This window comes from Streptomyces mutomycini (assembly GCF_001700505.1).
GTDB classification, from domain to species: Bacteria; Actinomycetota; Actinomycetes; order Streptomycetales; family Streptomycetaceae; genus Streptomyces; species Streptomyces mutomycini.
In genome coordinates this window covers 1-20040 of sequence record NZ_MAPV01000120.1, presented here as the reverse complement: position 1 = coordinate 20040, position 20040 = coordinate 1, and the positions used below count along the sequence as shown (strand labels likewise).

19 protein-coding genes and 1 pseudogene are annotated in these 20040 nt (G+C 70.5%); 11 read left to right on the top strand and 9 right to left on the bottom strand.

The window, feature by feature from the left end; translation table 11 throughout:
- From BFF76_RS18350 to BFF76_RS18325, 6 genes are all read right to left on the bottom strand, one after another.
- Entirely contained in the window at positions 1–786 is a 786-nt protein-coding gene (locus BFF76_RS18350; RefSeq protein WP_053928937.1) for an ABC transporter ATP-binding protein, read from the bottom strand.
- Entirely contained in the window at positions 783–1724 is a 942-nt protein-coding gene (locus tag BFF76_RS18345; protein ID WP_078958786.1) for a FecCD family ABC transporter permease, read from the bottom strand. Before BFF76_RS18345 ends, BFF76_RS18350 begins: the two co-directional genes overlap by 4 nt.
- 50 nt (positions 1725–1774) lie before the next feature.
- The gene (locus tag BFF76_RS18340; RefSeq protein WP_234351787.1) at positions 1775–2686 is read right to left on the bottom strand and encodes a FecCD family ABC transporter permease; all 912 of its coding nucleotides are present in this window, start codon (positions 2684–2686) and stop codon (positions 1775–1777) included.
- Between the two features lie 110 nt (positions 2687–2796).
- Positions 2797–3795, bottom strand: a complete 999-nt coding sequence (locus tag BFF76_RS18335) for an ABC transporter substrate-binding protein (protein WP_031089946.1) — start codon at positions 3793–3795, stop codon at positions 2797–2799.
- A gap of 104 nt (positions 3796–3899) precedes the next feature.
- Entirely contained in the window at positions 3900–4751 is an 852-nt protein-coding gene (locus tag BFF76_RS18330; RefSeq protein ID WP_065848645.1) for a siderophore-interacting protein, read from the bottom strand.
- Positions 4748–4987: a phosphopantetheine-binding protein gene (locus BFF76_RS18325; protein WP_031089942.1), complete on the bottom strand. Its 240-nt coding sequence runs from the start codon at positions 4985–4987 to the stop codon at positions 4748–4750. Before BFF76_RS18325 ends, BFF76_RS18330 begins: the two co-directional genes overlap by 4 nt.
- Positions 4988–5759: 772 nt before the next feature.
- On the opposite strand from BFF76_RS18325, the gene dhbC reads away from it, so the two are divergent.
- The gene (gene dhbC, locus BFF76_RS18320) at positions 5760–6965 is read left to right on the top strand and encodes an isochorismate synthase DhbC (protein ID WP_065848644.1); all 1206 of its coding nucleotides are present in this window, start codon (positions 5760–5762) and stop codon (positions 6963–6965) included.
- Between the two features lie 160 nt (positions 6966–7125).
- On the opposite strand, the gene BFF76_RS18315 is transcribed toward dhbC, so the two are convergent.
- Positions 7126–8166: an NAD(P)-dependent alcohol dehydrogenase gene (locus BFF76_RS18315; protein WP_031089938.1), complete on the bottom strand. Its 1041-nt coding sequence runs from the start codon at positions 8164–8166 to the stop codon at positions 7126–7128.
- A 171-nt stretch (positions 8167–8337) separates the two neighbouring features.
- Between BFF76_RS18315 and BFF76_RS18310 the strand changes: the two genes are divergently transcribed.
- Positions 8338–9282, top strand: a complete 945-nt coding sequence (locus tag BFF76_RS18310) for an MmyB family transcriptional regulator (protein ID WP_031089936.1) — start codon at positions 8338–8340, stop codon at positions 9280–9282.
- 7 nt (positions 9283–9289) lie between these two features.
- Here BFF76_RS18310 and BFF76_RS34575 read toward each other — a convergent pair.
- Positions 9290–9967: pseudogene (locus BFF76_RS34575) on the bottom strand (transposase); the annotation flags it as partial.
- Between the two features lie 261 nt (positions 9968–10228).
- Here BFF76_RS34575 and BFF76_RS18295 point away from each other — a divergent pair.
- The 5 genes from BFF76_RS18295 to manD all read left to right on the top strand — a co-directional run bounded on the left by BFF76_RS18295 (position 10229) and on the right by manD (position 15300).
- Positions 10229–10570, top strand: coding sequence for a PadR family transcriptional regulator (locus BFF76_RS18295; RefSeq protein WP_031089935.1), 342 nt, complete (start codon positions 10229–10231; stop codon positions 10568–10570).
- Entirely contained in the window at positions 10567–11523 is a 957-nt protein-coding gene (locus BFF76_RS18290; protein WP_065848643.1) for a hypothetical protein, read from the top strand. Before BFF76_RS18295 ends, BFF76_RS18290 begins: the two co-directional genes overlap by 4 nt.
- Positions 11524–11619: 96 nt before the next feature.
- Positions 11620–12540 (top strand): phosphatase PAP2 family protein, encoded by a 921-nt coding sequence (locus BFF76_RS18285; RefSeq protein WP_065848642.1) that lies wholly within the window; start codon positions 11620–11622, stop codon positions 12538–12540.
- A 185-nt stretch (positions 12541–12725) separates the two neighbouring features.
- Complete coding sequence (locus tag BFF76_RS18280) at positions 12726–13859, top strand: IS630 family transposase (RefSeq protein WP_065848641.1); 1134 nt, start codon at positions 12726–12728, stop codon at positions 13857–13859.
- Between the two features lie 226 nt (positions 13860–14085).
- Positions 14086–15300: a D-mannonate dehydratase ManD gene (gene manD / locus BFF76_RS18275; RefSeq protein ID WP_065848640.1), complete on the top strand. Its 1215-nt coding sequence runs from the start codon at positions 14086–14088 to the stop codon at positions 15298–15300.
- A gap of 75 nt (positions 15301–15375) precedes the next feature.
- On the opposite strand, the gene BFF76_RS18270 is transcribed toward manD, so the two are convergent.
- On the bottom strand, positions 15376–15879 hold the full coding sequence (locus tag BFF76_RS18270) for a metallophosphoesterase family protein (RefSeq protein WP_031089924.1): 504 nt from the start codon (positions 15877–15879) through the stop codon (positions 15376–15378).
- Between the two features lie 218 nt (positions 15880–16097).
- Between BFF76_RS18270 and BFF76_RS18265 the strand changes: the two genes are divergently transcribed.
- From BFF76_RS18265 to BFF76_RS18250, 4 genes are all read left to right on the top strand, one after another.
- Complete coding sequence (locus BFF76_RS18265) at positions 16098–18128, top strand: GxGYxYP domain-containing protein (protein ID WP_065848639.1); 2031 nt, start codon at positions 16098–16100, stop codon at positions 18126–18128.
- A 316-nt stretch (positions 18129–18444) separates the two neighbouring features.
- Complete coding sequence (locus BFF76_RS18260; protein WP_051834476.1) at positions 18445–19041, top strand: TetR/AcrR family transcriptional regulator; 597 nt, start codon at positions 18445–18447, stop codon at positions 19039–19041.
- A 48-nt stretch (positions 19042–19089) separates the two neighbouring features.
- Positions 19090–19290, top strand: coding sequence for a ferredoxin (locus BFF76_RS18255; RefSeq protein ID WP_031089918.1), 201 nt, complete (start codon positions 19090–19092; stop codon positions 19288–19290).
- On the top strand, positions 19287–20040 hold a 754-nt coding region (locus BFF76_RS18250), incomplete at its 3' end, for an NAD(P)/FAD-dependent oxidoreductase (RefSeq protein WP_141695622.1). The genes BFF76_RS18255 and BFF76_RS18250, both read left to right, overlap by 4 nt.

Below are 20040 nucleotides of genomic sequence, written 5' to 3'. Positions count from 1 at the left end.
TTACTCTCCTTGGAGGGTGGGTACGACCATCGGTGTGCCGGTCACCGGGTCGGGGACGATGACACTCGGCAGGTCGAACACGTCCTTGATCAGCGCGGCGTCCACGACGTCCCCCGGGACGCCTTCGGCGACCACCCTGCCGTCCCGCATGGCCACCAGGTGGTCGGCGAACCGGCATGCCTGGTTGATGTCGTGAAGGACCGCTATCACCGTGCGGCCCTCGTCGCGCAGCCGGGCCAGCAGGCCGAGCAGCTGGTACTGGTGGGTGATGTCGAGGAACGACGTGGGCTCGTCGAGCAGCAGGTAGGGCGTCCGCTGGGCCAGCACCATGGCCATCCAGACCCGCTGACGCTGTCCGCCGGACAGCTCCTGCACGTGCCGGGCGCCCAGGTCCTCGACGCCGGCGGCGGCCATCGCCCCGGTCACGGCCTCCTCGTCCTCCGGCGACCACAGCGCCAGCAGCGACTGGTGCGGGAACCGGCCCCGGCTGACGAGCTGCCGCACCTTGATGTCCTCGGGGGCCAGCGGGTCCTGCGGCAGGAAGCCGAGGTGTCTGGCCAGTGCCTTGGGCGCGTAGCCGCCGACCTCGCGCCCGTCGAACTCCACGTGCCCGGCCGCCGGCCGCAGCAGCCGTACCAGGGCGCGCAGCAGGGTCGATTTCCCGCAGGCGTTGGGGCCCACGATGGCGGTGAACGCGCCGTCGGGGACGTCCAGGCTCAGTCGTGTGGACACGACCCGTTCTCCGTAGCGCAGGGTGATCTCCCGCGCGGTCAGGCGTGCGGTCACGCGCGCCTCACCTCCTTGGTCAGCAGCCAGATCAGATAGCAGCCGCCGATCGCGGTGCTCACCACTCCGACGGGCAGCGCGACGGGCGCCAGCAGCATCTGGGCGAGCAGGTCGGCGCCTTGGAGCAGTACGGCCCCGGTGAGGGCGGCCGGCAGCAGCGGCACACCGGCGGAGCCGGCGAGCCTGCGGCCGATCTGCGGGGCCGCCAGGGCGATGAAGGCGATCGGCCCGGCCACCGCGGTCACCGTGGCGGTGCAGCCGACGCCGACGAGCACCATCAGCAGCCGCAGCCGGTTGAGCCCGACCCCGGTGGTCGTCGCGATCGCGTCACCGAGCGCCGCCTGGTGCACGGCGTGGGCCCGCGTGGTGATCAGGACCAGCAGGACGGCGATCACGGTGAACGGGATTCCCAGGTCGGCCCAGCCCACGCCGTTGAGCGAGCCCGCGCTCCAGCCGACGGCGGCGATCGCCACCTCGAGCTCGGCGCGCAGCACGATCCACGAGTTGATGGCGGTCACCATCGCGTTGACCGCGATGCCGATGACCACCAGCCGCAGCCCGGAGAAGCCCCGTTCGAACGAGAGGAGGTAGATCGCGGCCGCGACGAGCAGCCCGCCGACGACGGAGCCGGTGGCCAACTGCGCGGACGTGCCCGACAGTACGGTGATGGCGACCAGGGCACCGGTGTAGGCGCCGGCGTCGAGGCCGATGACGTCCGGGCTGCCCATCGGGTTGCGGGTGAGATTCTGGAAGATGGCCCCCGCCACCCCGAGCGCGGCTCCGAAGACGAGACCGGCCAGTACCCGCGGCAGCCGCCAGTCGAGGATCACCACGGAGTGTTCCGCGCCGGTCAGGACGGCGAGCACCTTGCCCGGCGAGGCCCAGGACGCTCCGTAGCACAGGCCGAGCAGGCTCAGGCCCAGCATCAGGGCAACCATCACGAAGACCAGGACGGTCGTACGGCGTTCGATTCTCACTACATGTGTGGTCACAGTGATCCCGCCCCGTAGCGGCGGACCGCCCAGATCAGCATGGGGCCGCCGAGGAACGCGGTCACGATACCGACCGGCACCTCACCGGTGGGCAGCAGCACGCGCGACCCGATGTCGGCGACCAGCAGCAGGACGGGGCCCAGCACCATCGCGTAGAGGACCAGCCAGGGCACCGAGCCCGCGGCCGGCTTGCGGACGAGGTGGGGCACGATCAGACCGACGAACAGGATCGGCCCGGCCACCGCCGTCGCCGCCCCGCAGAGGACGGTGATCAGCACCAGCGCGACGGCCCGCACCCGGCCCACTCCGGCGCCCAGGGTCTGCGCCACGTTCTCACCGAGCGCGAGGGCGTTGAGGGCCCTGCTCAGCAGCAGTGCTCCGGCCAGGGAGGCGACGATCGCGGCCACCGGCAGGGCCAGTGGCGCCTGCTCGCGGGCCGCCAGCGATCCGACCGACCAGAACCGGTACGCGTCGAAGACGTCGGGGAGCATCAGGCGCAGCCCCAGCGCGACACCGCTCAGCACCGCGGTCAGGGCCACTCCGGTGAGCACCAGGCGCAGCGGCGAGCGGCGGCCGACGGCGGCGACGAGCAGCGCCGTGAGCACCGAGCCGAGGACCGCGAAGCCGAGTTCGCCGGCCTGCCCGACGGCCAGTCCGAGCGCCGAGCCGACGGTGATGGCGAACCCGGCTCCCGCTGTGACACCGAGGATGCCGGGCTCGGCCAGCGGGTTGCGGGCCAGCGTCTGGATGAGCGCGCCCGCGACGGCGAGTGCGGCGCCCACCGCGACGGCGAGCAGGGCACGGGGCCCGCGTACGTCACGCACGATCACGTGGTCGTCGGTGCCGTGGTGGTCGAACAGCGCGCGCACGACTTCGGCCGGGGGGACCGGGCGGGCGCCGACGCCCATGCTCAGCACGGCGACGGCCGCCAGCAGCACCAGTCCCCCGACGAGCAGGGCGATCTGCGGTACGACGGTCCGCCCGGCCGCCGGCGCCTCGGACACGGGGGCCGCGGTGGTCACCGCTTCAGCAGCGGAGCGAGCGACGTGTCGATCGCGTCCAGGGTCTTCAGGGCCTGCCCGTAGGTCGCGGCCTCGGTGTAACGGATCGGGAAGGTCTTCCCGGCCTTGACGGCAGGCAGGTTCTTCCACAGCTTCGAGTCCAGGACGTACTGCACCGACTCGGGGACGCTGCCGTCGGCATTGACCGAGTAGGTCAGGACGTCGGCCTCACCGAAGGCGGCGGGGAGTTCCTCGATGGACGGGTACTCGCTGACCGAACGCGAGCCGGGACCGGACTCCTTGACCTTGCCGTAGTACTTCGCACCGACGTCCTCGGCGACGTTGGTACCCCAGGACCCGCCGAACTCGCGCTGGAACGTGCCCTTGGCGACCTCGCCGTACGCGCCGACGTGGCCCAGCTTCAGCTTGGGCAGCACGTCCTTGTACTTGGCGGCCAGCTCGGCCGCCTCGGCCTCGTAGGCGTCCTGCGCGGCGTCGAATTTCTTGAGGGCGCCTGCGGCGTCGGCCTGCTTGCGGGACAGTTCGCGCCACGCGGACGGGACGGTCGGGCCGATCGCGACGACCGGTGCGATGGACTCCAGCCGCTTGACGTCGATGTCGCCGAGCACGGGCGCGGGCACACCGATGACGATCAGGTCGGGCTCGGCCTCGGCGACGGCCTCGTAGTTGGTCTCGGCCGCCTGCTCGCCGGCCACCTTGGTGAGCTTCTTGTAGGTGGCCAGGTCCTCGTCGGTCATCATCGGCTCGCCGCGCTGCCACGACGAGATCCCGACCAGCGGTGCACCGGCCTCGATCATGACCGGCACGGCGTAGCCGGTGGCGACCACACGCTTGGGGTCGGCCGGAATGGTGATCTTGCCGTTGTCCGCGGTGAACACCCTGGTCCCGCTCTGCTCCGCGGTGTCCGGCCCGCCCTCCGAAGAGGATCCGCATCCGGCCAGGACCAGTGCCAGCGACACGGCGCCGACGAGGCCGGAGGTTCTGCGTATGGACATGCCACGCTCCTTGCGGTGTTTAGGTAAGGCTTACCTTAGTGGAAAACTGAGTACCGGAACACCCCTGAAACGCGATCAGGCGCCGTCCCGGCCGGACCCGTTGGTCAGTGGTCGTCCTCGTCGAAGTCGGCGCAGCCCCGCTTCCAGTACCCGGTGATGTCGTGATCGACCTTCTCCAGCCCGAGCTCGTCGCGGACCCAGCGGCGCAGGGGCTTGACCAGGCCCGCCTCACCCGCTGCCCACACGTAGACCCGCTCACCCTCGGGTACGGACACCGCGGTCACAGCCCGCACGAGCGCGTCGCCGGTTCCCGGCGACAGGTCACCGCGGTGCAGCCAGCGCACCTCGAAGCCCTCAGGGGCGGACACTTCGATCTCCTCGGCGACGTCGGCGACTTCGACGAACGCCCAGCCCTTCGCACTTCCCGGCAGCTCCTCCAGCCGGCGCGCGATCGCGGGCAGGGCCGTGATGTCACCCGCGAGCAGGTAGCGGTCGTAGGAGGGGGGCACGATCAGCCCGCCGGGCGGCCCCGCGATGTGCATGACGGCGCCAGGCCGGGCCTCGCTCGCCCACGCCGAGGCGAGGCCGCCCGCGTGCAGGGCGACGTCGATGTCGATCTCACCGGTACCCGGGTCGTAACGGCGCACCGTGTACTGCCGGGTGGCGAGCGCCGGACGCGGCCAGCGCAGCATCGCCCCGTTACGCTCCGGCAGCCGCAGCGAGCCGTCGGGGTCCGGGAAGATCAGTTTCACGTGCTCGTCCGGCGCGTGGGCCTCGAACCCCTCGGTGCCGGTCCCGCCCAGGGTCACCCGGAGCAGGCCGGCCCCGACCATGGCGGTCCGCACCACCTCGGTCTCCCGGATACCGATGGGATAGCCCACCTTCTCGGCGCGCAGGCCCGCCCGGACCTCCGCGATCCGGTCCAGGTGCCGCCCCCGGTGGTCGACGCGGCTCATGCGGTTCCACCTGTCAGCAGCTCGGTCCAGTGCGCCAGTTCGGGCTGCTCGGCCAGGTCGGGATACTCCAGCGAGGCCGCCCCTGCGGCACGCCAGCGCTCGACCAGAACCATGATGCGCACCGAGTCCAGGCCGAGGTCGTTCAGGTTCTCCTCGGGCTCGATCTCGGCCGGCTCGCAGCCAAGCAGTTCCGCGACGTCCGCGCGGACACGTTCGGGCGACAAGGTCTGGTTCATCGGAGGACTCCTGAGGGGATGGACGGCCGGCAGCGCGGTCGGCGCACCGGCGATGTTGATCACGACGCCACAGCAGCGGGCGTCGCACGCACGTACCAGATGCCTGCTTCGCGGGAGGGGTGCGGCACCGGCGCCGGCACGCGGACGGGGCTGCACGTCGCACCGCGACACCGGCCACCGGACGCCCGTCGCGCGCACTCGGGACCGAACCGCCCGACGCCACGCACTGCCGTGTCGGCGCACCCGACGACCGCGCCGCCGTCACACACGTCGTTGACCAACACGGCCTCCCCCTCCCCCACTTCAGCCCAGGCGAGGCTAACCTAACCCGAGGTTCAGGGGTACCGGTACGCAGGAACGAGTGACCCCCGCGCCTTCGCGGCGACGCGACATCACCCGCATGACCGGTCGACGAACCGCGACGCCGCCGCGAGATCGTCCGGCAGTTACCCATTCCCCCGAGCGGCCAACGCGATTAGGTTAACCTAACCTAATCGTTCGGAGTTTGCTGATGCCTGATCACATGCGGTGCAGACAGGGCCGGTTCGGCGGCCGGCCGGACTCAGCACCCCGCCACGGGGCCTGACCTCCGGCCCCCGCCGCAGGACATCGCCGGAGCCGTCGCGATCGGCGTCCGGGTGGGCGCCCGCCGCATGGTCGTGCGGGAACTCAAGCCGGCGGCGGCGTGGTCCTGCGCCCGGTCACCCGATGTTCATCGCCATAGCCCCGCCCCCACGCACCCGCTGACGGAACCGCAGAGAACGGAGTTCCCGTGCCGACGGCATCCCAGGTCGCCACACACATAGCACCGACCGATCCGGGCCATCCGGTCATAGGGGCGGCCACCTCGCTTCTGGACGCCTACGGCCCGGGCGCCAGTTTCCTCGCCACGCCGCGGCGCACCTTGCTGGCACACGGGGCAGGACGTCAGGTACCGCACGACGAGCGGCCCCTGGACGTGCGGGTGGACGCGACGCTGGCCGAGGCCGGCGCAGCCGGGCAGGCACGCCCTCTGGTCATCGGCGCCATACCGTTCGACCACGAGGCACCGGCCGCCCTGAACGTGCCGACAGCGGTGCGCGTCGCGTTGCCGCTCGCCTCCGATCCCCTGATCGCGCTCCCCGTCGGCGTGTCAGGCGCGGTGGACTGGCGGATACGCCCGGTGCCCGAACCCGGGGTCTACGCGGCGGGCGTGGCCTCGGCCGTGGAACGCATGTCCCGTGGGGAGTTCGACAAGGTGGTACTGGCCCGCACCCTCGAACTCACCTCCCACGGCACTCTCGACCTGGCGGTGATGCTCCGGCGCCTGGCACGCCGCGACCCCGTGGGATACACCTTCGCGCTGCCGACCGGGCCCGGCCGCACCCTGCTCGGAGCCAGCCCCGAACTGCTGGTCTCCCGGCAGGGACGGCGTGTGATCGCCAATCCTCTCGCCGGGTCCACCCCCCGCAGTGCCGATCTCGCCGAGGACGTGCGCCGGGCGGCCGCGCTGCTGGAGTCCGCCAAGGATCTGCACGAGCACGCCGTCGTCGTGGACGCCGTCCGCCGGTCGCTCGCCCCGTACTGTACGGAACTGACCGTCCCCACCCGGCCGACGCTGATCCGGACCGCGGCCATGTGGCATCTGTCCACCACGGTCACCGGCACGCTCGCCGCCCCGGGCACCTCGGCGCTCGCGCTAGCCTGCGCCCTGCATCCCACCCCTGCCGTCTGCGGCACGCCGACCACGACGGCCCGTCGGGTCATCTCGGAGACCGAGCCGTTCGACCGCGGGTTCTTCACCGGCGTGGTGGGGTGGGGCAACGCACAGGGGGACGGTGAATGGGTCGTCACGATCCGCTGCGCGGAGGCGGAGGAACGCACTCTGCGGCTGTACGCGGGTGCGGGAGTCGTCGCCGCGTCCCAGCCGGAGGCCGAGACCGCCGAGACAGCGGCGAAGTTCCGCACCTTCCTCAGCGCCGTGGGCGCCGAGCTGTGAGGCATGGCTGCGGTACCCGGCTCCCGCAGCCCGGCACTCCTGCCCCCTGCCCCCTGCCCCACCGGAACAGGACGCCGGGCCGTCCGGGCCGAGGACGTTGCTCCACGGCTCGGACGACCCGGCGTTCCGGCTCCGTCGCGGGGCCGGTGGGTGAGGGACCTCAGATCGTCGCGGTGTCGATCACGAACCGGTACCGGACGTCACTGTTCAGCACACGCTCGTACGCCTCGTTGATCTCGGAGGCGGCAATGAGTTCGATCTCCGCGCCGAACCCGTGCGCGGCGCAGAAGTCCAGCATCTCCTGGGTCTCCTGGATGCCGCCGATGCCGGAGCCCGAGAGCGACTTGCGGCCGCCGATCAGGGAGAAGAGGTTGACGGAGATGGGCTCCTCCGGGGCGCCGACGTTCACCAGTGCACCGTCGGTCTTGAGGAGGGAGAGGTAGGCACCGAAGTCCAGCGGCGCGGACACCGTGGACAGGATGATGTCGAACGTGCCGCTCAGATCCTCGAAGGTCTTCGGGTCGCTGGTCGCATAGTAGTGGTCGGCGCCGAGCTTCAGGCCGTCGTCCCGCTTGCGCAGGGACTGCGAGAGGACGGTCACCTCGGCACCGAGCGCGTGCGCGATCTTGACACCCACGTGCCCGAGGCCGCCCATGCCGACGACGGCGACCTTCTTGCCGGGGCCGGCGTTCCAGTGCTTCAGCGGGGAGTAGGTGGTGATCCCCGCGCACAGCAGCGGCGCGGCCTCGTCCAGGGACAGGCCGTCGGGGATGCGGAGGGTGTAGTTCTCGTCCACGACGATGTGCGTGGAGTAGCCGCCATAGGTGGGGGCGCCGTTCTTGTCCAGGGCATTGTACGTGCCGGTGTTGCCCTTGACGCAGTACTGCTCGAGGCCGGCCTCGCAGTTGTCGCACTCGCGGCAGGAGTCGACCATGCAGCCGACGCCCACCCGGTCGCCCACGGCGAATTTCGTGACGCCGGGGCCGGTTTCCGTGACGATGCCGGCGATCTCGTGGCCGGGCACCATCGGGAAGATCCCCTCGCCCCAGCCGTCGCGGGCCTGGTGGATGTCCGAGTGGCAGATGCCGGCGAACTTGATGTCGATCAGGACGTCGAACTCGCCGACCGCGCGGCGCTCAACGGTGGTGCGCTCCAGCGGAGCCTTGGCGGAAGGGGCGGCGTACGCAGCGACGGAGGTCATGCCGGAATTCTCCTAAGGAGTGGTCCTGCGCCCGGCAGCTTTCGGTCCGGGCATGCCGTCCAGCCTGCCCCACCTCACAGGATTCACCCAGGCCACGGTTGTGCCTACGTCCAGTGGTCCTACTACCGGCGGGGTCAGGATGGTGTGCGTACGACCGTGGATACTGGACCCATGGAGGAGCAGCCTGAACCCCAGCGGCGTCCCGCCCGTGACCATGCTCACGGTGGCGACGCGGGGCACACCCTGGACCGGCGCGCCGAGCTCAGCGAGTTCCTGCGCAGCAGGCGTGCCCGGCTGAAGCCCGAGGACGTGGGCCTGCCCGACTTCGGGCGGCACCGCCGGGTTCCGGGGCTGCGCCGCGAGGAGCTGGCCCAGCTGGCCGGAGTGTCCGTGGCGTACTACACACGTCTCGAGCAGGGCAACGGGCAGAACGTCTCCGGTGAGGTGCTGGGCGCGATCGCCTCCGCACTCAGGCTGACGGACGCCGAGCAGGCGCATCTCACACACCTCGCGAAGCCCAAGCAGCATCGCAAGAGAGCGTCGGCGCGCCAGCAGCGGGTGCGTGGGACCCTCAGCCAGCTGCTCGACACCATGGACGGCATTCCCGCGTACGTCACCGGGCGGCGCTCGGAGATCCTGGCCTGGAACCGGATGGCCGCGGCGGTCTTCGGCGACTGGTCGCAGCTGCCCCCGCAGGAGCGGAACTGGGCCCGTCTGGTGTTCCTGAACCCGGAGTACCGCGAGCTGTTCGTGGAGTGGGACCAGAAGGCCGCGGACATCGTCAGCTACCTGCGGATGGACGCGGGCTGCCGCCCCGACGACCTCCGCCTCTCCGCGCTCGTCGGCGAACTGTCCGTGAAGAGCGAGGAGTTCCGGCGATTGTGGGCCCGGCACGACGTCAAGGAGAAGAGCCACGGCGTCAAGCGGCTGCATCATCCGCTGGTGGGTGAACTGGCGCTCTCCTTCGAGACGTTCGCTCTGCCCGACGACGCGGAACAGTCGGTGGTCACCTATCACGCGGAGCCGGGCTCCGCGTCCGCCGAGGCGCTCCGGCTGCTCGCGAGCTGGGGCACGGACGCCACACGGGCCGGCGCCTCCGTCCCGGGGAGGGACTAGTGCCGCATCAGGCAACGTTCGCCCTGTTCACGACCTCGCGGAGGCGTTCGTCGGCGACGTGCTTGTTTCCCCAGATGCTGTAGCGACGGATCATGCTGCCCTGCTCAAGTTGTCGAGCACGATCGCGATGCGGATCTCGGGCGGGTAGAGACTGCGCAGGTAACGGCAGACCTCCAGGAACCTGGTCCGCTTCTTCTTCGGTTTGATGTGACCCCGTAGAGCTTGCCCTTGGCCAGGTCGTAGGCAGCGAACAGGTGCCGGACCCCGTGCGGGCGGGTGTAGGGCGCCCGCCGGCGGGGCCTCGGTTCCCGGGCGGGGTCCTTGTGGCTGCCGCCGCGTTCGGTCCACTGCCGCCCGGGGTGGGGCTGGAGGTTGAGCGGCCCGAACTCGTCGATGCAGAAGACGACTTCGCCTCGCCTTCCTCGGGTATGACCTCACCGTCGGCGATCGCGTAGAGGTGTTCGACCTGGGCCTTCTCGGCCGCGTAGTCGTGTGAGGTCTTCCAGGTCTTTATGCATTGAAATCAGACGCCTTCCTCGCGGAGCAGGGCCCGAAGGCCCTCGTGGCTGATGTCGTCGAACGCCCCCTCGGCTACCAGGAAGTCGGCCAGCTTGGCTGGACCCCAGGTCGAGAACGGCAAGCCGTGCTCGGCTGGCTTGGACTTGGCGATCTTCTTGATCTCCCGGCCGGTCCCGGCGAACAGGGTCTGGTCCATGGAAGATTCAACAGAGGCGAGACGGGTCCGGCGGACACGGTGGGAAGCACATTCCGCTCGGCCCGGACCAGGTCGCGGTGAGCATCCGCCAACGCCGCGCGGGTGCGTCGAGGAGATCGCCGTCGCGCCCGCCGGCCGGGAGAGGGTGACGCTCGCCGCGGGCGTGGAGGTGCTGCCGTTGATCACCCAGGGCTGGCAGATATATTTCGTAGCTCGATATATGCTCGATGCATGCGCAGACAGAATCCTCCCTTGACGGAACCGCAGTACTTCATCCTTGCTGCACTCATGGATGGTCCGTTGCACGGTTACGGCATCATCAAGGCTGCCGAGCAGGCCACCGACGGGCGGCTCCGGATCGCTGTCGGCACTCTCTACGGCGCGCTGGAACGGATGGAGCGGGCCGGGCTGGTGGCCGCCGGCCATGAGGAGATCGTGGACGGGCGGGCGCGGCGCTACTACCGGCTCACCGAGGACGGCACCGAGGCGCTCGGCCGGGAGGCGCTGCGGATGCAGCAGGCGGCGGCCGTCGTCATCGGACACTCGCGGGATGCCGGAGCGGCCCCGGCATGAACCGTCTGCTGCTTGCGGCCTATCCCGAGCCCTACCGTTCCCGGCAGGGAGAGGAGGTGCTGGCCTGCCTGTCCGAGGCGTACCCCGGCCGCTCCTGGCCCCCGCCGCGGGAAGTTGCCGCCCTGGTGCGCGCCGGGGTGCAGGCCCGCGCCCGTGCCGTCGTCGACGACACGGCCCGGCCGTGGTGGCTGGACGGCATCCATCTGGCCGCCCTGGCCCTCGCCGCGCTAGCGCTGGTTCCGTACTTGCAGGATGTGTGGCACTGGGCACTGCACATCGACCCCGGACAGCACGCCATCGCCTTCCACTTCTCCGGCTGGTACCCGTGGGCCGAAGGTCCCACGCGGATACGGCTGCTGCCCTACGGGCTGCTCCCGCTGGGCTGCCTGATCGCCCTGCTGCGCGGCAGAGCGTGGATCGCGCTGCCGGCCGCGGCAGCCATGATCTGGGCCGGCGCCACGTCCCACGGCCGCATCCTCTTCGGCGACGAGGGCAAGGCGGGCCTGAGCTACTACGGTCTTGGCGCCCCGATAACGGCCCGTGACCTGGTGCTCTCGGGGACGCTGTGCGCCGCGTGCGCCGTGCTGGCGCTCTGCCGTCCCAGCCGTCTGCGACGCCGCTCGTACCGCTGGCTGGTCCCTGTCGTGCTCGCCATGCTCGTGGCCGGGGGCCTGCACATCATCTCCGTCAGTCCGACCTTCCAGCGCGGTCTGTTCGCCCTCGAAGTCGCCGCGCTGATCGCCGCGTGGGCGGCGACGGCCGCCACCGGCGACCGCCGGTGGCTGATCCCCGTCGCGGCGGTCGCGATCGTCCGCACGCAGGCGATCGTCGTCCGTCCGGACGCGTTCATGCAGTCCTTTCCGGACCTGGTCGTCCTCATCCTGCTGATCGCGCCCCTCCCCGCCCTGGCGATCGCCGCCCAGCGCCGACAGGGGCAGGCACTCGCCGAATAGGAGCGGACCCCCCGGTGGGCCGACCGAGCCCGGAGGCCCACGTCGTGCCGCAACACGTGCGTGACCGAACTCCCCCCCAACGGAAGAAACAGAGCAATGACTCAGCACGATTCTCCGTCCCTGCCCGCGCACATTCCGGGGGCCTCAAGGCAGGCCCCCGGGGCCCCCGACGACACCAGCCCGTCGTGTACGACGCGGCCGTGGATGCCGGCCCTGCTGTACACCCTGGGGTTCCTGACGGTCTACCTGCTCGCCATCTGCACCCCGTGGGGGCAACGAGCTGAGAACCCGTGGTTCTACCTCGGCATACAGGGTGGCGAAGCAGCATGGATCTACCCCCTGTCAGGATCGGTCTACGGCTCGACGCCCCTGCCGCCGCTGGAACTGAGCGCCAAGCCCACCGTGATGGCGGGCCTGGCCGTCATCGTGCTCCTCACCCTGGTGCGACGGTGCTGGCGGCAGGGGTTCGCGGCGTTGGGGGTCGCCATTCTCGCGATCGGAGCCAAGGAGGTGTTCAAATCGACCGTGCCCCGCCCCGATCTGGTGGGCGCGCCCGAGAATCTCCTTGATCAGGGTTTTCCCAGCGGGCACACGGTCATCCCCGCCGCGCTGACCCTCGCCGCCGTCCTCGTGGTTTCCCCCCGCATCCGCCCCTTCGTCGCCACGGCCGGTGTGCTGTGGCTCGCCTGCATCGCCGCCGCCACCGCGACCATGGGCGGCCACCGGCCCAGCGAAGTGCTGGGAGCCACCTTGCTCGCCTGTGCCTGTTACGGCCTCGCAACCTGGCTGCTGCCGCCGGCCGCCGCCCCAGGCGCCACGCGGAGCCCTCGTGCGCTGCATGTCATCGCCCTGGCGCCGGCACTGATCGTCGCCCTCGTTTCCGGCGCACGGCCCGACACCCTCACAAGGTCACTGGTCTCCGCGGCGACGGCTTTCATATGTGCGGCCCTGGTCTGGTACGCCGCAGTCGGGCGGCCCGCACGCACCGCACGCCGCACACGTCCCGCACTGGACTGACCACCCGGCCGGCTCCGGGCGGGAACCGGTTGCATCCTGGCAGAGCGGCGGTCCGACGCCACCGCCCAGTCGTAGAAGCCGTCGACGCCTGAGCGGGGATGCGCTCCCGCCCGGCGCGTCCTCCCATAGTCCGGTCAACAGGCCGGTGTCGCCCGGCGCGGCAACCGGACGGCCAGAATGATCACGTGGCTGAACGAGTGCAGGTCCGGGAGATCGACGATGACGAGGGCCGGCGGCTGCTGCGGATTATCCGCAGGGGCACCGGGTCGGTGGTGACCTGGCGGCGGGCCCAGATGGTTCTGCTGTCCGCGCAGGGGATCCCCCTGGCGAAGATCGCCGAAGTGTCGTTCACCAGCGACGACCGGGTCCGCGATGTGATCCACAACTTCAACACCGACGACTTCGACTCGCTCTACCCGAAATACAAGGGCGGGCGGCCCAGGACGTTCACGCTGCCCGAGCGCCGCGAGATCAAGAAGATCGCGAAGTCCAAGCCGACTGAGCACGACCTGCCCTTTTCCACCTGGAGTCTGACCAAGCTGGCGGACTTCCTGGTCGCCGAGGGGGTGATCGACGACATCAGCCACGAGGGCCTGCGCATCCTGCTCCGCAAGGAAGGCGTCTCCTTTCAACGCCTGAAGACCTGGAAGACCTCCCGCGACCCGGACTACGCGGCCAAGAAAGCCCGCGTCGAGCACCTCTACGCGATCGCCGAGGGGGAGGTCCTGGCCGAGGAAGGCGAGCCCGAAATCATCTTCTGCATGGACGAGTTCGGCCCGCTCAACCTCATGCCCCACCCCGGGAAGCAGTGGGCCGAGCGCGGCGGCAAGCACAAGGACCCCGACCGTGAGCCGCGCCGCAGGCGGCGGGCGACCTACAACCGCTACAGCGGAGTACGGCACCTGTTCGCCGCCCTAGACCTGGCCAAGGACAAGCTCTACGGCCACATCAAGCCGGTCAAGCGGCGGACGCAGTTCCTGGAGTTCTGCCGCTACGTGCGCACCCTCTACCCGGACGAGGTCCGTATTGCGATCGTCTGCGACAACTTTTCCCCGCACCTAACCACGAAGAAGTGCCAGCGGGTCGGCACCTGGGCCGCGGCGAACAACGTCGAGATCGCCTACACCCCGACGAACTCCTCCTGGCTCAACCGCATCGAGGCCCAGTTCACCGCCCTGCGCTACTTCACCCTCGACGGCACCGACCACGCTACCCACAAAGAGCAGGGCAGCATGATCCGCCGCTACATCATCTGGCGAAACCGCCATGCCGACGACCGGCACCTGCGCGCCGTCGTCGACAGGGCGAACGTTGCCTGATGCGGCACTAGGCAGAAGCGCCCCTTCCGCCCGGGCCTGCCTGATCTCCCGCCGGCGTGACCGGCGCCGAGGAGGTGCTCCGGCGCGGAGCGGGTCCCGGTGGGCCGGAAGCCGGGGGCGGTGCCGCGCTCGGGCTGCGGTCGGGAGTACCTGATGGCCGGCCTGACCTCCGGCGCCACCATGGGCTGAACGACCCCCACCACCGCATCCGGAAGAAAGTACCCCCATGAGAATTGTCGACGCGAAGGTCATGGTCACCAGCCCCGGCCGCAACTTCGTCACCCTCGAGCTGACGACCGACGAGGGACTCACCGGCCTCGGCGACGCCACGCTCAACGGCCGGGAGCTGGCGGTGGTCAGCTATCTCGAGGACCATGTGATGCCCCTCCTCGTGGGCCTCGACCCGCACCGCGTCGAGGACACCTGGCAGTCCCTGTACCGGGGTGCCTACTGGCGGCGCGGTCCGGTGACGATGGCTGCCATCGCCGCCGTCGACGTCGCGCTGTGGGACATCAAGGCGAAGGCGGCGGGCCTCCCGCTCTACCAGCTCCTCGGCGGCGCGAGCAGGGACCGCGTGGGAACCTACGGCCATGCCAACGGCCGCGACATCCCCGAACTCCTCGATTCGGTACGGGCCCGGCTGGCCGAGGGCTACCCAGCGGTCCGCGTGCAGTCCGGCATACCCGGGCTGAAGGCGGTCTACGGCGTTTCGAGCACGGACGACAGCGGCTCCCCCGTGATGCACCAGCAGGCCCGGCCGCTGGTGGAGGACTGGGACACCGACGCCTATCTGCGCCACATGCCGAACGTGCTGGAGGCCGTACGCGCCGAGTTCGGTCCCGGCCTGCCCCTCCTGCACGACGCGCACCACCGGCTCACCCCCGTCCAGGCGGCCCGTCTCGGCAAGGACCTGGAGCCGTACCACCTCTTCTGGCTCGAGGACTGCACGCCCGCCGAGAACCAGGAGGCTCTGCGCATCGTCCGCCGCCACACGACCACGCCGCTGGCCGTCGGCGAGGTCTTCAACACGGTGTACGACTACCAGGCCCTGATCACCGAGCAACTGATCGACTACGTACGTTCCGCCGTCACGCACTTCGGAGGGGTCACTCCGCTGCGCAAGCTCTTCGACTTCGCCGCGCAGTACCAGATCAGGAGCGCGATACACGGGCCGCAGGACATCTCCCCCGTCGGCATGGCGGCGGCCGTCCACCTCGACCTCGCCGTGCACAATTTCGGCATCCAGGAGTACTCCGGCCACACCCCGCTCACCGAGGAGGTGTTCCGCCATGCCTACACCTTCGAGGACGGCTACCTGCACCCGGGTGAGGCGCCGGGGATCGGGGTGGAGCTGGACGAGGAACTGGCGGCCGCGCACCCCTACGAAGCGGCGTACCTCCCGGTCAACCGGCTGCACGACGGGACCGTCCACGACTGGTGACCCACCCCGCGTTCGTACGGAACGCCGCGCGGCGTGGCCGGACCGTCCCCGGCCGCGCCGCGCACCGTACCTTCGTCAGGCACGAGGCGGAACGCGGTGCAGCCGCACGTCGACGATCCGGCCGTCCGCGACCTCAGCGGTCATGTACGTGCAGTGCGGCTCTCGGCGTCTGTCGGTCGGCGAACCCGGATTGAGCAGTCGCAGCCCACCGGGAGCGGTGGTGTCCCACGGAATGTGACTGTGGCCGAACACCAGGACGTCGAGATCCGGGAAGCGCTCCGCACACCGCTTCTCGCGGCCCTGCGACGCCCCTGTCTCGTGCACGACGCCGAACCGGAGCCCTTCGCACTCCACGCGTGCGGTATCTGTGAGCCGTGCTCTCAGCTCCGGTCCGTCGTTGTTCCCGAAGACGCCTACGAGACGCCGCGCACGAGCCTCGAACAGGTCCAGAGTCGCCACGTCCACCCAGTCACCGGCGTGGAGGACGAGATCGGCCGCGTCCATCTCGGCGAGGAGAGACGGGGGCAGTCGCCGGGCCCGCTTGGGCAGGTGCGTGTCCGAAGTGAGCAACAGGCGCACAGCACTCTCCTGGTCGGTCGTCCCGACGGCCCCCTCCGTCGGCCGGTTCACGATTGTCCGTCAACGCACTGATCGCTCGCCACACAGAGGCGCGGAAGGGGAGCGCCCGTCCGGGGGATTCCCGTGCGCACCATGGACAACACCTCGCCCTGCCGCTACGTTCTCGGATTGCTTGACAACGATGTCACGAAGTCTCTCCCAAGGAGCAGTGATCGCCGATGGTGTCCCGGAGAACTCTTCTGCAGGCAGGTGGAGCAGCCCTCGCAGGCGGCGGGCTCGGAATCTCCCTGCCCGGCCTGGCAGGCGCTGCCGAGGCCGGCGCCTGGCGCCCCCTGCTGCCGTCCTTCGGCCGCCCCGCCCGGCTCGACGTCGCCGACCTCAGCTCACTCGACGGAGACGGTCAACTGCTGCTGACAACCCTCCAGGGTGTCGTCAACCGCCGCCGTCCGCGCCTGTACTTCAACTTCGACGCCGGCGACGTCGACTTCGACTGGCTTCCCGGCACCGGCGCTTCGGTCACCCGCCACGACAACGCGCTGGACCTCGTGGCCCGCTACCGGGGTGAGACACGCGGCGCGATTCTGCACGACCCCGACGTCCCGGACTCGGTGAACGTGGCGACCACACTGGCCGGCCTGGAGAACGCCGTCGTCGCCACCGCGGAACAGGCCCGCGAGCACCGTCTGAGGACCGTCGTCGATCTGCGGGGCCGCTTCTCGGCGGACGACGTGCCGGCCACGTACCGCTGGCAGTTGGACCATCTGTTCCCACGCTGCACCCACACCTTGCTGGCCGGGCTGCCGCCCACCCGGACGGTACGGACGGACGACGTGCGGTGGCGCGAGATCGCGCGAGAGGCCGAGCGCGTACGCGACGCGTCGAACCGGCAGGTCCGCACCTTCGACCTGAGCCCGGAGCTCTCCGGCGGGGACGGCGTCTACCTGCGCTTCCAGGACTCGCTCGGCGACGACGGCTGGGGCGCCTCGGTCGGTTCGGTCGAGGTGACGGCCGACGGCAACCAGGTGATCGCCTCCTTCGCGCCGGGCACCCCCGCCGAGTCGCCGCACCTCTTCGACGGCTCGAACTCCTCCATCGGCGAGAACGCCAACCGGTTCTGTGACGGTGGCGGGTCCTTCATCTACCACTTCACCCCACCGGCCGGCACGCAGCGGCTCCTGGTGGAGGTCGACGTGTGGAACCAGTTCCTCGTCTCCGCCACCACCACCGCACCCACCAGGGTCGAGCCGTTCCCGTACTTCCGGGACTACGCCGTCGCGAGCCGGGCCATGGTCGTCTGGCTGCCTCCGTCCGGGGAGACGGGGACGCTCCTCGACGAGATCTTCAGCCGGGTCGAGCCCACCACCCCCTACGCGGGCTGGTTCTCCAACGACGTGGCAGGAGAGTGGGGCGGTGTCGACCGCGCTTCCCGGCACGGCATCGAAGTGGTGCCCGCCGACTTCTACATGAACGGCACCGTGCACGCCGGCGTCCCCGCGAACATCTCGGACAAGGTCCCGCCGAGGCCGGCAGCCGCGCTCCGCAACCGCGTCTACCTCACCCTCACGGTCGGCGAGGGCGACAACATCCAGTACTGCCAGCGTCGCATGCGGAACATCTGGGACGACCCGAAGAGGGGCCGCGTACCGGTCAACTGGACCGTCAGCCCGCTGCTCGCGGACATCGGCCCCGCGCTGCTGGCGCACTACCAGAGCACCGCCACCGAGAACGACCTGCTGATCGCGGGCCCGTCCGGCGCCGGCTACACCTATCCCGGCTCGTGGCCCGGGGGCTCTCTGGACGCGTACACCCAGCTCACCGGACGCTATCTGCGCCGAACCGGCATGGACCTGGTGTACGCGTACAACCCCCGCACGGCGGCAGGCGACGGATGGGTCCCGTTCGATGAGCGCGTCGCCCGCTCCTACCGCGAGAACACGCCGCTGCGCGGCATCATCCAGTCCTGGGAGACCGGTGACCTGGAGATACGTCCTGCCGGGCTGCCCGTGATCGGCAACTTCTTTCCGCAGGGGAAAGCAGCGGAGTACAGGGACGGGCTGCTGCGGCACATCGAGGACTGGGACGGCACCGCGCCGCTGTTCATCGCCGGCGCCGTGAACGCCTGGAGCTGGACGCCCGGTGACATCGCCGAACTCGCGGGCCTGCTCGGCGACCCCTTCGAAATCGTCCGCGGCGACACCTTCTTCGACCTGGTGAACCGGGCCGGCCGAGGCTCTCGGCACCGGAGCTGACGCCACGCTCGACACGGCCGTACGCCGCTGCTCGCCCATCGCCCCTGAACCGCGGTTCGTGGTTCAGGGCGACGGGCCCTGCCGTGCGGGGTCGCGCGCTGCCGCATCGGCACCATGCGGCGGACGGGCGGCCCCGCGTACGTTTCCGGTCAGCCCGTGCACCCAATTAAGTCAGTCGATTGAATTAGATGGAGGGGTGGTGTCTAGTGATCGAAAGCGCGGACTCAGGGAGGCAGGCTTGAGTGAATCCCAAGGGGTGCGGCCGCCGGCCGACCCGCCCCGCACCGGCCGCGGTGCCGGTACACGCGACGCCATCATGGCGGCGGCCGAGCGCCTCTATGCCGAGCACGGCCTGTCGAACGTCTCCAACCGGCAGATCAGCGAGGCCGCCGGCCAGGGCAACAACACCGCCGTCAGCTACCACTTCGGCAGCAGGACGACGCTCGTGCGGGCCATCATGAGCAGACACGGAGCACAGGTCGACGTGATCCGCGGGCGCTACGTCGAGGCCGCAGGCGACAGCACCGACGTGCGGGACTGGGTGCGCTGCCTGCTGCGCCCGGTGACCGAACACCTCGCCGGCCTCGGCACCCCCTCCTGGCAGGCCCGGTTCGCCATGCAGGTGATGGCCGACCCGCTGATGCGGGTGCTGGTCGCGGACGAGGCCCTCACCCGTGGCAACCTGCGCCGCACCCTCCAGGGACTGGGCCGGTGCCTGTACGACATCGTGCCCCCCGAGATCCGCCCCGCACGCGCGGACATGGCACGCCATCTCATCACCCACACCTGCGCGGAGCGTGAACTCGCCCTGGCCGAAAACCCGGTCGAGCCGGGCAGGTCGTGGGAGCGCACCGCCGACGCGCTGGAGGACGCGCTGGTGGGACTGCTCGCAGCACCCACCACCCACCGCTGAGGAATCATCAGTAACAGACCGCTCCGGAAGAGCGACAAGGGAGAGACCATGAAGATCACCGTGGACGAGGAGAAGTGCTGCGGCGCCGGCCAGTGCGTCCTGATCGCACCGGACGTGTTCGACCAGCGCGATGAGGACGGCATCGTCATACTCCTCGACGCCGCACCTCCGGCAGACCGGCACGAGGGGGCCCGTGAGTCCGCCTCCGTCTGTCCCGCCGCCGCCATCCAGCTCCACGAAGACGCGTGAGCTCGCCGTCGGACGTCCTCGTCGTCGGGGCCGGGGCCGCCGGTCTCGCCGTCGTGGAGAGCCTGCGCCGCAAGGGCTACCGCGGGCGGATCACGCTGCTGGGCGAGGAGGCCGGTGTTCCGTACGACCGACCGCCCCTGTCCAAGCAGGTGCTCGCCGGGACGTGGGACGCCGAGCGAACGCACCTGCGTACGCGTGACGTACTGGACTCACTGGACGCGGAGTTCGTCTTCGGCGATCGCGCGCTGGCCCTCGACGCCGCCACGCGCACCGTGCACACGGAGAGTGGGGCGGAGCTGACAGCGGAGGCCATCGTGCTGGCCACCGGACTGCACGCGCGCAGACTCCCAGGTCTGTCGGGTGCGGCAGGCGTCCATGTGCTGCGGACCCTCGACGACGCCGCACGGCTTCGCGGGGAACTGCTGGAGGCCGACAGGGTCGTGGTCGTCGGCGACGGGGTGCTCGGTGCCGAGATCGCCGCCACCGCCCGCCTCATGGGCGCCACCGTGACGCTCGCAGGTCCGCAGGCGGCCCCGATGCAGGCGCAGTTGGGCCACGAGATCGCCCGTCTGCTCGCCGCGCTGCACATTGAGCACGGGGTGCGCCTGCGCCCGGACACACTGGTGGAGGCGCTGGATACGGCCGACGGACGCGTGACCGGTGTCCGTCCGGTCGACGGCGCGACCATCCCCGCGGATCTCGTCGTGTCGGCGGTGGGCGGCGCTCCCGCCACCGCCGACACGACGAGAT